This window comes from Halorubrum cibi (assembly GCF_900182635.1).
Taxonomy (GTDB): Archaea; Halobacteriota; Halobacteria; order Halobacteriales; family Haloferacaceae; genus Halorubrum; species Halorubrum cibi.
On record NZ_FXTD01000007.1, the window covers coordinates 135,302 to 150,066 of the forward strand.

Consider the following 14,765-nt stretch of genomic DNA (forward strand, 5'->3'; position numbering starts at 1 on the left):
AGGTGGGGCAGTCATAGAACCACCGGTGGTTGGTGTTTTAATCAGTTCCTTGAACTTGACGGCAAATGGTTTGGAGATCATCCCTAAACTGTTCTGTAGCACTAGGTTCATCGTATCGCGTATGAACACAGCGCTCTCTGACGGTAGACTCTGAGACATCGAATGCGGAAGCAACGCTCGTGAACGCCCGATCAAGGGCGCTTTCGGGCCCGGTCCTGTAGCGGTTGCCCACTTTCTTTTTTGCTGGTCCGCCAACGAACTTACAGAATTCCTGTGCTACGGCGACACGGTACTCTGCTTCGGTGATGTTCCCATTACCTTCGATCACATTGAGCGTGGCTGTGACGAGTTCTTCATCAAACTGTTCAATAAGATGGTCTCGAAGTCCGTGCAATTCGTCGAATTCAAATGGTGGGGTATTGTCGGTCATGAGTGTATTCTCACATCCCCCTAAGAGGGGGACTAGTAACCACGTTTTGGTCAGTTGGCTTCTAACTCAGCGTCGCAACAATCGCACGGTTCGTTAGTAGCGATCTGTTCCGGGAACTCACAGATCGTTCAGTACAGAGCTCTCCGATTTTGCCCACCAACACCGACACATCATTATGACCTGCTAAATTATTAGAAATTCAGGTGAATCTATCCTATCATCATGCGAACCCAACTGGGGGAAATGAATCCTTTCTCTTGCGATTTCAGTCTACACAGACTGATGATCCAACAACCATCTTGGTTGATGCCGGTGCAGAACTTGAGTTTGATAGGATACTGAATCCTGGCGAAACAATTGACGCTGTCTGTCTCACTCACGCGCACTCGGATCATTACCAGTCTCTAAATCAGTGTGTAGACCCCAACACGTCAGTATACACCTCGCCAGCAACGGCGAAAATCATCGGCGACGTGTTCGATATCGCCACACAACAGACAGGCGTTGAAGCGGATGATTCGATGGTAGCGGCGATCGAACCGGTCGACGAGTGGACGTCGGTCGGATCAGAAGTAGCGTTTCATCCGATTCCTGCCGGCCACGTCCCAGGGGCAGTGGGGTACCTATTCCGATTTGAGAAGGATCAGGGTGTCGACACCGGGTATATTCTTGCGACGGGTGATTTTACACTCACCCGGGCGGGCGGCTATCCGGGACTCCCACTTGAGTCGATTCAAGACGTAGATGTTCTGTTTCTCACCGTGGCGACGAGCAGCAACTTCTCTTCAGAGTTGTCTGAGGGGCTAGGTATTGCGCTACAGCAAGCACATAGCGGAATGCAGACACTCGTCACGACAAGCGGTATTGTGGGTGTTCACGTTGCGTATCTATTGGGCGCGTTGATTGAGCAATTTGAACTTGGAGTCCAAGTACGCGTCGTTGGGCAGGCCGCAAAGCTGTATGAGCGATTGGGATACGAGGCAGACACTGTCCAACCTGTCCCGGAGTTTTCGCATACCGATGAGGCCTTAGGACGCGGGATAATCACGATCGCTGGCCCAGATGTTCCGAGTGAACGTAGTTCTGGCCGACTATATGGCGTGTTACGGGATCAGCCAGACGCGTGTGTCGTACAGCTGATTGGGTCCGGTCAATCTCCGATTCGGAGCGGACAGTGTACCGTTCATGACTTCCGCATCGTGAACCATCCGGAATACGACGCGCTAGAATCGGTACATGAGTCGGCTAACCCACAGCACACCGTTATCACGCATACGCATCGCGGGGCTGGTAACCAATTCAATTATCTCGATAGTAACGTTTGGTCACCATCGGATGCTGGCGAGTACACGCTGTACGCGAATGGACAGTGGCGCGCACCGCCGTGGGCTCCCAACGGCGGTCGGACCCCAACACAAGCCACGACGCAAAGCGTCGGTGCATTAACTGAAACAGATCTCTTTTCCGATATTGATTTGCCCAGTCTATCACGTTCCCCAACGGTCGATCTTCCCGCTGAAGGCATTGACATCGAGCACGTGAAACAGGTACTGGCCCAGGAGACGGCGTATACCGGCCCGACCACAACAGAGGCGTCTGCTAGCGCTCCCGGCTCCTCGACGGCAACTGCCCGCAAATCAGACTCACCCAGCATGACAACCTCAGATGACGATCAGGACGATACGAAATCCGACTCGCAAGGCTCACCTGCCGAATCCGTAGGGCTTGTTCGCACCACTGGCGCATCATTCAATCAACTTGATGACTGGGTTGTGTCCGCAATACAATCCGGGGAGCTCTCAAAAGGAGATCTCAAAGAAATCGTACGGCGTAGTCAGCAGCCAGCGACATCGGCAGACGAAACCGAGTCACCTGATGATGAAAATACCGATAGCCCTGATGATGCCGATCACAGTACTTCACAATCTGTTTCAGCTCGTTCAACCGCTGAGTCTGATGATTCGGACGCTACTACGCCGGCAGACAGTGATGATGATGTGGATTCTCCTGATGCTCCATCCGTGTCGCCGGATTCGAAGCCGGAAACAGAAACAACCGAAACTCAACCCTCGTCGGAAATTCCGGAAACGGAAACGACCGAGTCTCAACCCGCACCAGAATCACCTACTACATCGCCTGAGCAGGAAGACCATCGGGCATTCTCTGTTGTGTTAGAGCCGCTAACAACTGCACTTGCCACTTACCTCATAGCAGAGACTAACGAAGGTCCGATAACCATCGCTGATGTCGCTACCGACGCGACGACAGCATACATTGGTGACCGACTTCGTGGAACAGAGACTGAACCGGAGACCAGTGTCTCCTCACACTCGTCGATAGTGGATCAGGCCTTAGCTGGCGTAGTTGCGGATTCCGATGAGTTCAGTGATCTTGATTCGTTCAAAACCATGGCCTACGGAGAGCTCCTTGGAGATTTTGTCGGACTCGACACAGACGACCAGACACCAACCGTGACGATCCGCGTTGACCCAGCACTCGTCGACGCCGTTACCGAACATCCTTCATCGACTGCTCAATCACGTGAAGACATCGTCGCTACCGCGGTTCGATGGTACGTTGTGAGTACGTAGTAATTCACATCTAAATTTTAAACTACATGTTGAAAATCAGACCTGCAAATTGGGTCGGAACACAATACCTCCGAGTATGGTTAATATGAACGACTCCGATGAAGAAAATTACAATATCTGATGAGATTCGATCTCTCCCCCAAGTATTATCACACAAACATGTATTCTATTTAGCATGGGGAAACGCCGACGGAAAGATAAGAACCACGATGTGGGCGATTCAATGCCAGGGACTGTCGGCGACAGTGACGGAACAGCCCACGACGGGCAAGATGGGCCTGCGTTTACTCCTGAAGACGTGAAGGTAACCGAACCCTCTGGTAGTCACTCAAAACAACAGGAAAAGAGTGAATCAAGTCGGCATGATGATAATGACACATCTGAGTCGGACAAAGAGTCGGTAGATTCACAGGAAAAATCGACTCGGATGAAATACGCCGAGAGGTACGGCAATTCGTGGCCAGAAGACCGAAAACGCCGCTTCCTCAGAGAACATGAAGTTTCTTCTGAAGAGATGGGTTGGAAACTGAAAGAGTAACTATCGACACCGCGAGTGAAGCAACCTCATGTGACTAGAAGCTCGCACACTGAGTCCACCTGGCGGCTCCCTCATCTTAACCGAGTTTGGCTCAACACGCACCGAGTAGTGCTCACACAGTGTGTCGCGTCGTGGTGATTCCGCTGTCACTGATTGTGAGAACTGTCACGAACGCGTCGCGGTCACGGTACGGCCAGCTCACTCGAACTGCTGGCCCCGTGTACAGAACCGGGGTTCCATCCTGCGTCTCGAACGTATACCCATTCTCGAAATCATCGTGTTTCGGTCGATGCTCGTCTCCGACGAGCACGCAATCGAACGACACACGAGACTCCGCAACCAACTCATCGAGATCAATATCCGCAACGCTCTGGGACCGGTACGGTGTCATCCCTTCGTGGAGACACAATACGTTCGGCCCCGGTGAGGCCGCACCGAACGCAATCCCGGATGGCCGCCACCCCAGCGAGTTGTAGGTCTCGACATCGTCGATTCCAACGTTCTCTGCCGACACACCATACGCATCAAGTGATCCGCCAGCAACTGCCGTTGGAGTCGTGTCCAATTCTATGAGGTTCCCATCGCTCACCTGCTCTTTCAGCCACGCAACCCCATCGACGGATTCCGAGTGCTGCGGGTTCGCTGCATTGTGATCGTGTGTGCCGATGATACAGTACACTGGGATGCCGAGTTGCGACAGGACATCCAAACTCGATGCTGCGGCATCAAGCGTCACCGCATCCACCTCGTGATCTAGTACATCGCCAGTGTGGAGCACCGCGTCAACATCTTGCTCGATCGCAATTGTTCGAATCCGGTGGATTGTTTCTCGGCTCGAAATCTCATCGATCCACGACACTGTCTTGCCACTGCCTGTCTCCGCGCGGTTCTCATACCCGAGGTGTGTATCACTCACGAACAGCACAGTCGTCTCTTCATCACCGGTACTCTGACTCGCAGTTTGTCGTGCCTGCCGAACCCGCGCCGGGTCAAGCAACACATCCGCACCAGCATCGGAGCGATCAGCTGTCGGTTCAGCCGGTAACTCTGCCAGTAACGCAATCGCCTGATCAACCTCTTCGGTCGTCACCTTCACCGGAAGCACGTCCCCCGACTCCGGCGCAATCGGGAGTTTCGCACCCGAGGGCACGTAGCGGCAATCAAACTTACGCGGCTCCGCGACCGTAATCGCCGAAAACTCCGTTACTCGTTTCCCGTTTCCATGTCGTCGTGCGTACTCCTTCCGCTTCCCCAGATTCCGGTCCTTCTGTTGCGCCCCGTAACAAGATGCCTCGTCAGCTAACAACTCTCCACCGTACAGAACGGACTTGACCGCCTCCTGCCATTCTGAATCCGCCTCGGAAGGGAGTGACCGATAGAGGACAGCCAGAGAATCGTAGAGCTCAGTCAATTCATTCCCAGCACTCATTGTATACAAACGTTCTCTTCCATGTGATAGCAATTGGCTTCTGTCACTGTCCCTCTCAAGACCTATCGAACATTTTGAGGGGCTTTGTTGAATCCACCTGCGGCAGGGATACCCGAGGAGGTACCGTTGAATCGAACTCAGTATGTTGTCATTCGCTCAAGCATTTGACCGTTGTATTTGTTCGAAAGTTCCTCTAGAACGGTCTCAATTGATATGACACTCACACCATCAGCAGAGCCACCCCCTCTGACGAAATAATATGCGTCGACTTCATCTGCGGTATAGTTCCGAAGCGTCGTAAGGACGGCATCTTCGATTTGACTCTTATTTTTAACTTCGCCAATTATTGTCTTGCTCGATGCCTCGCCCAGTATATCGACACCTTGGTTCGTCCCTGTACTCCCACCAGTCTGAATTAGCGGGAAGAATTCCGGGATGACTTCTCGAATATATTCCTCGCACAGTAATTCTGTCTGATCACTGGTGTATGATGTAGGACTCAACTCAGGAAGATCGTCTCCATTGTATAGTGCCTCAAGCTGAGGAGCAAAGGTATTCCAAGGCGAGAACGTGTTTGGTGTCTCGTATTCGTTAAGTCGGTATTCGGAGCCCGAGATCACTTGAGGCTCACCACTCATAGGAACGATCTTGTACAGATAATCTGCTGCTGATTGATCGAACGCATCTTGCGCTTCCGATTCCTGCCCAACAGGGAATGTCCTATAGCCGCCTTCGTCGGCGTGGAACCCATATAATGGAGTCGTTCCGGGTTCTACAACCGCAATTTTTCGGTGTTCAGATGTAATCGGATGTCCTTCCGATGTCTTCTTATTAGGAATGTTGATTTTCTTTGCCACTCGGAGGGAGCACAGCTGTGGCTCAGAAGATTCTGCACAGTCACGCATCAACTCAAGCTGATTTGCGCCACGCTGCTTGTAGTCCTCACTATCGTAGCTTGCTTTGTTATCGTAGTGACCGACAATCCAACCCCGGTCAAAGAACTCAGCCATACGCTCACCGCCTCCACTACATGCCAAGCAAGCACATGCTGCTTTCATCTTGAATACACCAATTTACTTGTCATATACCGGAATGAAAACTGTGGCGCACAAATTATCAAAATTAAGACACCATACCTTCATCGCCCTCCGATTACAAATCAGTAGGGAAAACCATGCTTCGCAATAAGTAGACCGACGACTACCTATTCTCTCTTAGACAGACCACCGAGGAACTCACCGATAGGATCTTCATCGAACACATCTTGATACACCTCTTCAAACACATCGTTCATCACTATCGGAAGTTCACAATAGGGACCACAGAACTCAGAGACAGCAGTGTCTAGCTGGTCGAAGTATGAGCCAACCAAATTATTCGGATCAAGCGGGTAGTCTTTGGTAACGAGCGCCGATGCACTCCCTAGTCGTATATCGTCAACACCGATCTTCGTTAGTGCGTCGTGGATTCGATCGTTGTACGTGGAGAGGCACTTCTCAGCAAACAACGTGTTAAACGAGTGCCCGCTGTCCTGCGTTTCAGTATGGACGTTTCGGGCGGGTGGCAGCCGAAGCCTGAATCGAAGCGTTTGGTTTCGGAGTAGCTCAGTCGTCGGTGAATGGCGGTAGAATAACTGAATTGTGCTGGTGCTGTTCAGCGGGTCTTGGTCCCAATACGCCGGGAAGAGCTTCTGATACTCTGGGTTGCTCGATACTGAAGTGGTCCACCCAGATTCTTCAATGTTGTACTTACTGACGAGTTTATCGACCCAGTTGTCCTGTAGATAGGTGCTTACATCATCGAAGTCGCTTTCGAACTGGCTGTTCGCCTGCTCTACTTGCTGAATCAGGTCGCTGTGCTCGAAATACACGTTGAGGCGTTCATTGAGTTCGTCCTCGTCAATAGCTGAGTCCATACCCTCTGTCTCTTTCAGCGACTGAATAAAATCTGTGAACTGAATAACACTCCGGTTCGGATACTCAAAGAGCGACGCCTGTGTCCCGGCCTCAAAACTCTCCGCGAGGTCCGCCCATGAAACAGCCTCAAATATGGACTCTGTCGGACTGTCAGCAGCCTCGCGTTTCAGGTATACGTATTTTGTCGATTCTAGTTTCTCAATCTCTATGGTATCTGCGTCAAACCAACTGAAATCCCACGTGTCCGCCTCAGCGTACTTGCGAGTTTGTTCTGTCCCTTCTTCTGCACCGACCTTCAATTCAAGAAACACCGCCCAGCGTGGATGGTCACCCAACGCACTCCCACCAGCAATAATCAGGTCAATCCGCCCTTCTCCTTCGTCGCCCGCAATCCACACTTCATCTTCAATCTCGATGTGCTGGCCAGATAAATTGAACTCATAGAAATCAATGCACTCGAAAAACTGACTGAGTAGCGTGTATCTGAATCCGTGCGATTTCCGCGGATCTAAGAAGTATTGTAGCGTATCTTGGTATTTTTTCTCTCTTGACGCAGAGAGTATCGAATAGATACCTTGCGGACGTTGTGTCCGCCGGTCAAGTTCCATATACTGCTGTACAAACTTCTCTAACTCCTCACGCTCAAGCTCCGGAGAATCATCAGCCATGGGTACGCTACGTTCCTACCGGTTCTTCAAACTGATTGGCACTGTTAACGAGCCAGGACGTTCGTTCTCGTCCCGCCTCTGTATTCTCCTGTACGGTAACGGGGCTAGAAACCCAGACACGAATGCTTTTGCGTGGGGTTTGAGAACTCCCGGGTCATGACAAATCACATAGAGCCCACCGAGGAGTATGACGGGCGAATCAGAGTGAAACTCCTTGATGACCATGCCGATACACGAGTGATCCCGTGTTCATCCTACACAGAGGCAATAACGCTCGTCAAAGAACATCAACACGAGGTTACCACCGCGAAAATCATCGACCGAGAGCAAGAAGTGGTCTTCAGCTCAGCCGACATGGACATCGACGTCTGGGAGTCGATTTGGAAAAACGAAAAACGTCGCCAATCGGTCAACGTCGAGGACCGCGACTGCCCGTACGATAACATCTCCTGCTTTTTCGATGACCTCTGTGTCCAATGTAAGATGGACAAATTACAGGACGAGTTCTAACCCATTTAGCAGAGGCGAGGGTATTACCAACGTTGTTCGAAGCAATCGAGCAACGTATTGAGTCGCTTTGGTGAATGTTCTATTTGCTCAATCTGAGCAGCGGCCACACAGACTGATCGTTAACTGGCCGTTATCCGGGCCGTCGAGAAGTTGCTATCAGTGCCGCTCATAACTAGCCGAAATGTTACCAGCCGAGTCACAACGGCCCATCGCTACTTGCGGAGAAATCGTCTGTAATGGCGTCTTACAAGCCTGCTATCCGCGTTCTGCAACAGACAGATATAATGCGTAATTTCCCGTTTTCTCACCAGTCTCCCGGTCCTCAGTCTCCTTCAGGTTAATCTCAACCCGACGACTGTAGTCCTCCATATCGACAACCCAGCGGAATAGCCCTGCGATGGTTTCAATGAATTGGGGATCGCCGGTAATTCGAATATTTGAGATATCTGTCGGGTATGTGCTCCCCTCAAAGTCGCTCGGCTTTTCCATCATCGCTCGCTTCATCTCGGCCCCCGACGGTCGATCTCGATCCTTCAGCCAATCCATCGCTTCCGATTTCGGTATACTTCCTGATTTTGTCGTTGGAAGCGACTCTAGTTTTGTTTTTGTGGACTCCCCACCGTCGGCAACACCAAGGTTCTCCTCAGCCTCATTTTCGAACGATTCTGACTTCCCATCCTGTATTTCGTACTCTGCGCCGCAATTTTCACACTGACCACTCCCATTCTGTGGGGTTATCATACTCCCACAGTCGTCACAAAAGTACATGGAACAGGTACATATCCCGAATCTGATAAAGTTGTCTGAGGAATATGGGATCACAAAAACACATGATGGAGAGACTCATGTCCCGACTACTCTCTCAGTTAGTATCAGAAGCGTTTGGTGTCGTTGGAACGCTCATCCATGCTCTGACCGGAATTGCGAGATAATTCAACACAAAAAGGAGGTTACCGGTGCCGTCAGCGACGGTTCTTGAGCGCAGCAGGTCGGGTCAGAACCTCCTACTTCGTTTGAACAAGCGCATCACGAAAACTCCGGCCGTTCAGCATACCCGATCGGATCGCGTGACCCAGCATTCCGGAACGCCTCAAGCCGGAACGCACACGCATCACACGTCCCACACGCCGGCTCCGTGCCCCAATCTTAATCGTCTGCTGAAACACGTCGTAAAAGGCCGAGCGGCAATAGGATATCTTTGGAAATGAGCCGAGTGTGCGCGAATAAACTGCCGACGAGTCGGCGTCGAGCCGATCGTCACCGGTGCTCGTCGATCCACTCACACCACGCGTGGAAGTCGTCGGCTCCGCACTGATCAGCAATCGACTGCAGCGTTCCAGTCGGGATTTCGTCTTCTGACGCCATCGGAACAGTCACGATCCGGACTTCATCCGTATCTGGTGATTCATACCGCATTTTCAGGTGACTACCGACACGACCGACACGCTTGTACCCGAAGTCGTGGAGGACAGACGCAATCTCGCGCCCGGAGAAGTTCGTCCGGACCATTCACCGCATAAATTCGGGAAGCTCCTTGTCACCGGGCTCCGTCTCTTCGAGGTCCCACTCTTCGATATCCTCATCAGTGACGGGTTCGCCGCCGCCTTCGTGAAGTTCGATCGCCTCCGCAAGCATCCGGAGCGCTTCCGCTTTCGTCTCGCCGAAGGAGGCGACACCGGTCTCGATATCTCTCGCAGTGATCGAGCCGTCATCCTCGTGAATGAACTCGACGCCTTCCCCGTTGGATGCGTCGCGTGTCGCACTCGCCATACTCTTTCTTCGTGGACCGCTCGAATAAGCGTTCTGTCGGCTGCGACCGAGAGGGTGAACACACAGCCCCGCTACAAAAGCAGGACGCGGACTGGCCGATGAATACGAAAATTCCGGCCGCTCAGCATAGCCAATCGGATCACGTGACACGGTATTCCGGAACGCCTCAAGCCGCATAGATATCACACGTCCCACACGCCGGCACCTCATCCCGATAACACGACTACCTGATGTCGTCCGGTACACCAAGCTACGGTAAAACAGAATTAATTCAGTAGACCACAGATATATGTCGCTACGAACCGACGTCTGTACTAACGAGGCGACACGAATGGACGTTACTGACATCCCTGAGGAAGCGTACGACGGTGCGGAATCGCCGCCGGACCTCACCGAACTTGAGTCACCTGAGACGCTTCTCAAAGACGGACCGACCCGCGAACGGCTCCTTGATGTCATCACCGGGCTTCGAACTCCCACAAAGGTCTCCGAGATCGCTGACCTCGCTGACTGCGGGACTGAGACTGCCCGAGACTATCTCGCGTGGTTCGATGAGATGGGCATGGTCCATCGCCATGACGGGCGGCCCGTCCGGTACGAGCGCAACGACGCGTACTTTCAGTGGCGACGCATCGACCGTCTCCGCGACGAATACTCCGAGCAGGAAATCGTTGACCTCCTTGCAGACACACTCGACGAGATCGACGCGTACAGAACACAGTTCGACGCAGCCGATCCGAACGACGTCTCTCTCGTCGACGCCAGTCAAGACAGAGCAACTGAAGACGCGTGGGAGGCACTCTCTGAGTGGAAGACGCTTGAACAGCGAGCAGCGCTCCTCGACGCGGCGCGACGTGACCACCCGCCCTCCGGTAGCACTCCCAGTCACATCGATGCCTGAGCAGCCGGGCGATCCACCCAGTACTGGCCCAATCGATGCTGCAATTCTCGACCGGATTGCTGCTCACCTCCTCCGAAGCGCCCGATTCGAGAGTATCCATACACGGCCCGCGTATGCGCCAAACGCTGTCGTTGCTGACTACGACCTCGGGTACTTTCCTAGCGGAGTTACACGTGCGTCACTTCGAATCCGATGGTTCGAGACCGACGACTTCAGCATCCACTACGCCGAGCAGTATCAGACGAACAATTCGTGGGAGTGTCGATGGGATCGCCACCCCAACGATCACAACACCCGCGAGCATTTTCACCCGCCTCCGGATGCAGCAACACCAGGCGACGATGCTGAGTATCCACCCGAGTGGCGAGACGCGCTCGCCACCGTACTCGCTCGTCTTGACGAACGGATCGAGGCCTTCTGGGACGAGTAAAATCGACTCGTGAGTTACGAAAACTCCGGCCGTTCAGCATACCCGATCGGATCGCGTGACCCAGCATTCCGGAACGCCTCAAGCCGGAACGCACACGCGTCACACAACCCACACGCCGGAATGGTCAGTTACCGTGTTGGGTGACGCAGTACGGGAGGCCCTTCACTCCAACGGCCTCTACATCCGGTGCTTTCACGACGGCTTGTCCTTTGTCGAAGTTCGGAAGATCCTTCTTGAACTCGGAAGGGATCGACGGCACGTCATCCACGACCTCCGCCTTCAGGCCGAGGAAGATGTTCGTATTGATTTGCTTGATCACGTTCTACCACGTAGCCGAGAAGGGGCAGATGCCATCGAAAATCTTCGAACACTCTGTAGTTCGTGTCATCAGGCTCGTCATGCGCGCTTCTTCGCAAAGACAGACGCGAGCCAGGGGGATGGTGTCATTTAAGAACTAATCCGCTCTGTAACTCGCTGTAGCACCTCTTGATAGACTTGTTCTTGCTCTTGTTGTGACAACCCCATCACGTCTCCCATCACGATCTCGTCGATGGCACGTTGTGAATCAACGACTGTCTCAATAGAGACTGCGTTCGGATCGGCCGTCCCAAGTTGTGCTCGGAGCGGCTGAATGCCCTCCGATTTTAGCATTTCAGCGGCCGCCTGTAATCCGGCACGATCGGACGCTGTTAGTTTGTCTAAGTCAATCATCGGTAATTCACCCACCGACTTCATTTCGAGCAAGCCCCCATTCCGGACCACCCCGTGGAGTTCTAGGAGGAGTGTTTCGAGGGTGGAATTCAGGAGTGCGAATAGGATATTTTGGGTGACTTTCTCATGTGGATCAATACAAACGAACCGCTTGTGCGTGTGCGCATTTGTGTTATTTATATAAATGGAATGTCGATCATGGATGCCATATGGAAGTGTCATCTCTGAGAGCTTAGGTTGTATATAGTACCAGGGACCAGGTGCGGAGTTTACCCGCTTTTCCTTGGTGGTATCCTCCATCTCGGCAAGTTCGGATTCTACTTTCTCAATATACTCTCTAGCCTCCGGTTCAAGTGTTGATTCATCTGCTGCCGCATGAAACAGTGATTTGTCGATATCTTCATCGGTGAGTACATATTCGTCGTGGTCTTTTGGGCCCTTCAATAACGGATACTGATACGCTGGTTCAATATTCTCTTGTTGCCACTCCTCATCGGATAGATAGAATCTCTTGTTGTTCCCGGTGGTCCTCCCATACGATACTTCAGCAAAATCCTGTAGTTGGGCCAGATGATGGTGATTGCTGATTTTCGTGGTAATTGCTGTAGACTGCATGAACTGGCTCCAATTAGCTTCGGGATCCACCTTGCCTTGCTGTCGCGTCACCGATTCGAACGCGGGAGTCCCAGATGCGTCATCATCCCTTATCTTGGATAGTATCTGGCCGACGCCCCCGTGTTCATCGATCCAAGCGATGCTCTCAGTCAATCTGCCGAACACGATCTCATTGTGGTTTCGTACCGCTTGATCTTCTGTGCGCTCTAATAGAACAATCACTGAACTCACATCTGCTCCCGTAATGAAGTCGTTCGATCCGTGTCCGATGACGGCCGTTATCTCATACTCATCTAGCAGGAACTGCTTTAGCTCAACCCCGTACTGAGTATGCATCCACGCCGCTGGGATGAGGAGCGCAAACCGATCTCCATCATCTAACAATGTCGTGGCATGCGTGATAAAATGCGAATACAACGGTGACTTTCTCTCTATCGACGTATCACTGTCCTCTTGAAATCTGTCGATTGTGCTTTGATACGCCGCCGTGCTATCAGATATTTGGGTGTATGGCGGATTACAGACGATGCTATCAATGTTTGGCAGTTCTTCCCGAGAGAGTTGAAGAAAATCAGTCTCTCGGAGTTCGTAGGGTTGCCTATAGAGTATCATCGTTGTCTTCGCCATCAGTGTCGACAACGGGCTCCTGTCGACGCCAACAACCGACTTCTCATCAGTACCTATCTTCCAGTTCGGGTGGAATGACGACGAGAGTATTCCCGGACCAATCCCCGGATCAAGGACTGTATCATCCCCTCTGACAGCCCACCATCGGAGTAGTTTCCCGGGTCCTGGCGGTGTCCGGAACTGTCCAAGTGTTAGTCGATCTGTCTTTGGTAACAGAACGGCGTACACGCGTCCAATATCTTCCGCAGGTTGGGTAGACTCGTTGAGCTCCTCACGCACCGCGAGAATATGTTCGACAGTGCCGTAGTTGAGCTGCGAGATAAGATCATCGAGAATACACCACCCAATCTCAACATCGTGGGCCCACACCCCCTCCAAAAGAAATCCAATATCTCGCTTGGCAGACAGCGATGGCAGCTCTCCCTGATGAGTATATCGTTCGTACAGTGTTGCTTTCAACAGCAAATACAACGCCGCCTGTCGTGCGATGAGCGTCCGTGTATGCGACTGCTCGACCGAGTCAAATCCATGCTTTTCACACCACGCAGCAAGTTGCTCTTGGAATTCCTCTCGTTGACGAGTATCTAGTTTTTCGACGATCTCCTCGGCGACCTCTTTGAGTATCTTAACGAGTCCGTCAATATCGGCCTGTTCATCATAGGGTGGGGCTGGGTAGTCCGAGGTGGACTCAGGAATGTTTGTCTCGAATGGGTTAATTCCGGAATCCAAATCATGTGCTTTCCCTGCGCTGAGTCCCTCATCAGGAGTCTGCCCGTTTTTCGGAACGGTATTAGATGGAGCCGTAAGCGGCGTGTTCGATATGGTATGATCGCTCGTCATAACATCTGTTCCTATGCCCTATATATAAAATCTCGTGCTAGAATAGTCAAAAATAACATTCCAAGCCCAATATAATTATAAAAACGTCTAGAATAGGTGAATTGATTGACAAAGATTCAAGTACGCATACAACACCCGATCAAACATTCTGACGAGGTCTCCCCCAACCTCCGACTACCTCAGAACCATTCAGTAGGTTAAGCGGTTCTGTAGCCATTTCCCAGAGGGTATTTTAAAGTAGATACTAAATTCTAAATTATGTACGATCTGACTGGCTTCCAGCGTGATCTACTGTACGTTATCTCAGGCCTTGACAGTCCACATGGACTCGCCATTAAAGACGAACTCGAAGAGTACTATGAAACAGAGATCCACCACGGACGCCTCTACCCTAATTTGGACACCCTCGTCGAAAAGGGACTTGTCGAAAAAGGTGAAAAAGACCGTCGAACTAACGTCTACGCCGTCACTCGTCGCGGGACACGAGAAATCACTGCCCGGGGAGAGTGGGAGGCTCAATATATCGACCATCCGGAGTCGGTGACCAACGACTGACGTCAAGGTTTTTTTGGCAAAAACACCCCTAACAGAGCAAGAGGTACAGCCAGTATGGCAGTTCAATAATGCCGTCGCTGGGTTGCTGAATTGGTTCGGCCCCACGGACAGTGTCGCCCGCGAGGAGGAACCCAACTGGGGCGTCGTATGTGTCTTGGAATTCCTGAAGCGCTTCAAGCGTGGTCTCACGGGTCCGTGACCGATATGCGAGTCCGATTGGGACCGGCGTCTCTC

16 protein-coding genes and 3 pseudogenes are annotated in these 14,765 nt (G+C 52.1%); 7 read left to right on the forward strand and 12 right to left on the reverse strand.

Features of this window, described 5'->3' with window-relative positions; translation table 11 throughout:
- Positions 1-37: 37 nt before the first annotated feature.
- Positions 38-430: a hypothetical protein gene (locus FN829_RS10495; protein ID WP_142986935.1), complete on the reverse strand. Its 393-nt coding sequence runs from the start codon at positions 428-430 to the stop codon at positions 38-40.
- A gap of 203 nt (positions 431-633) precedes the next feature.
- On the opposite strand from FN829_RS10495, the gene FN829_RS10500 reads away from it, so the two are divergent.
- Together FN829_RS10500 and FN829_RS10505 are read left to right on the forward strand one after the other, a co-directional pair.
- Complete coding sequence (locus FN829_RS10500) at positions 634-3,021, forward strand: MBL fold metallo-hydrolase (protein ID WP_185955742.1); 2,388 nt, start codon at positions 634-636, stop codon at positions 3,019-3,021.
- 175 nt (positions 3,022-3,196) lie between these two features.
- Positions 3,197-3,559 (forward strand): hypothetical protein, encoded by a 363-nt coding sequence (locus FN829_RS10505; RefSeq protein ID WP_142986937.1) that lies wholly within the window; start codon positions 3,197-3,199, stop codon positions 3,557-3,559.
- Positions 3,560-3,671: 112 nt separating this feature from the next.
- Here FN829_RS10505 and FN829_RS16180 read toward each other — a convergent pair whose 3' ends face one another.
- The 3 genes from FN829_RS16180 to FN829_RS10520 all read right to left on the reverse strand — a co-directional run bounded on the left by FN829_RS16180 (position 3,672) and on the right by FN829_RS10520 (position 7,572).
- Positions 3,672-4,970, reverse strand: coding sequence for a metallophosphoesterase family protein (locus tag FN829_RS16180; RefSeq protein ID WP_246066497.1), 1,299 nt, complete (start codon positions 4,968-4,970; stop codon positions 3,672-3,674).
- A gap of 155 nt (positions 4,971-5,125) precedes the next feature.
- Complete coding sequence (locus FN829_RS10515; RefSeq protein ID WP_142986938.1) at positions 5,126-5,998, reverse strand: hypothetical protein; 873 nt, start codon at positions 5,996-5,998, stop codon at positions 5,126-5,128.
- A 194-nt stretch (positions 5,999-6,192) separates the two neighbouring features.
- Positions 6,193-7,572 (reverse strand): PD-(D/E)XK nuclease family protein, encoded by a 1,380-nt coding sequence (locus tag FN829_RS10520; protein WP_142986939.1) that lies wholly within the window; start codon positions 7,570-7,572, stop codon positions 6,193-6,195.
- A 156-nt stretch (positions 7,573-7,728) separates the two neighbouring features.
- On the opposite strand from FN829_RS10520, the gene FN829_RS10525 reads away from it, so the two are divergent.
- Positions 7,729-8,082, forward strand: coding sequence for a hypothetical protein (locus FN829_RS10525; protein ID WP_142986940.1), 354 nt, complete (start codon positions 7,729-7,731; stop codon positions 8,080-8,082).
- A 255-nt stretch (positions 8,083-8,337) separates the two neighbouring features.
- Here FN829_RS10525 and FN829_RS10530 read toward each other — a convergent pair whose 3' ends face one another.
- The 5 genes and pseudogenes from FN829_RS10530 to FN829_RS16430 all read right to left on the reverse strand — a co-directional run.
- Positions 8,338-8,850 (reverse strand): hypothetical protein, encoded by a 513-nt coding sequence (locus FN829_RS10530; protein ID WP_142986941.1) that lies wholly within the window; start codon positions 8,848-8,850, stop codon positions 8,338-8,340.
- 258 nt (positions 8,851-9,108) lie between these two features.
- Positions 9,109-9,216, reverse strand: a pseudogene (locus FN829_RS16185) (7-cyano-7-deazaguanine synthase QueC); the annotation flags it as partial.
- A gap of 123 nt (positions 9,217-9,339) precedes the next feature.
- Positions 9,340-9,591 carry a type II toxin-antitoxin system HicA family toxin gene (locus FN829_RS10540; protein ID WP_004050680.1) on the reverse strand — a complete coding sequence of 84 codons (252 nt, stop codon included), beginning with the start codon at positions 9,589-9,591 and terminating at the stop codon, positions 9,340-9,342.
- On the reverse strand, positions 9,592-9,852 hold the full coding sequence (locus FN829_RS10545) for a type II toxin-antitoxin system HicB family antitoxin (RefSeq protein ID WP_142986942.1): 261 nt from the start codon (positions 9,850-9,852) through the stop codon (positions 9,592-9,594). It abuts the gene before it with no gap.
- Between the two features lie 105 nt (positions 9,853-9,957).
- Positions 9,958-10,075: pseudogene (locus tag FN829_RS16430) on the reverse strand (7-cyano-7-deazaguanine synthase QueC); the annotation flags it as partial.
- A 108-nt stretch (positions 10,076-10,183) separates the two neighbouring features.
- On the opposite strand from FN829_RS16430, the gene FN829_RS10555 reads away from it, so the two are divergent.
- Complete coding sequence (locus FN829_RS10555; RefSeq protein ID WP_142986943.1) at positions 10,184-10,753, forward strand: DUF7342 family protein; 570 nt, start codon at positions 10,184-10,186, stop codon at positions 10,751-10,753.
- Complete coding sequence (locus FN829_RS16435; protein ID WP_142986944.1) at positions 10,746-11,183, forward strand: hypothetical protein; 438 nt, start codon at positions 10,746-10,748, stop codon at positions 11,181-11,183. Before FN829_RS10555 ends, FN829_RS16435 begins: the two co-directional genes overlap by 8 nt.
- 14 nt (positions 11,184-11,197) lie before the next feature.
- Here the strand turns inward: FN829_RS16435 and FN829_RS16190 are convergent.
- Positions 11,198-11,302 (reverse strand): annotated as a pseudogene (locus FN829_RS16190) (7-cyano-7-deazaguanine synthase QueC); the annotation flags it as partial.
- 5 nt (positions 11,303-11,307) lie between these two features.
- A complete protein-coding gene (locus FN829_RS16195) occupies positions 11,308-11,502 on the reverse strand; it encodes a hypothetical protein (protein WP_246066498.1) in 195 nt (64 codons plus the stop codon).
- Between FN829_RS16195 and FN829_RS16440 the strand changes: the two genes are divergently transcribed.
- The gene (locus FN829_RS16440; RefSeq protein WP_394348707.1) at positions 11,491-11,634 is read left to right on the forward strand and encodes an HNH endonuclease signature motif containing protein; all 144 of its coding nucleotides are present in this window, start codon (positions 11,491-11,493) and stop codon (positions 11,632-11,634) included. The genes FN829_RS16195 and FN829_RS16440 overlap by 12 nt on opposite strands.
- Here the strand turns inward: FN829_RS16440 and FN829_RS10575 are convergent.
- Positions 11,631-13,976, reverse strand: coding sequence for an Eco57I restriction-modification methylase domain-containing protein (locus FN829_RS10575; RefSeq protein ID WP_142986946.1), 2,346 nt, complete (start codon positions 13,974-13,976; stop codon positions 11,631-11,633). The two genes, FN829_RS16440 and FN829_RS10575, sit on opposite strands and share 4 nt — an antisense overlap.
- A gap of 258 nt (positions 13,977-14,234) precedes the next feature.
- Here FN829_RS10575 and FN829_RS10580 point away from each other — a divergent pair, with 258 nt between their 5' ends.
- Positions 14,235-14,531 (forward strand): PadR family transcriptional regulator, encoded by a 297-nt coding sequence (locus FN829_RS10580; protein ID WP_142986947.1) that lies wholly within the window; start codon positions 14,235-14,237, stop codon positions 14,529-14,531.
- Positions 14,532-14,765: the final 234 nt, after the last annotated feature.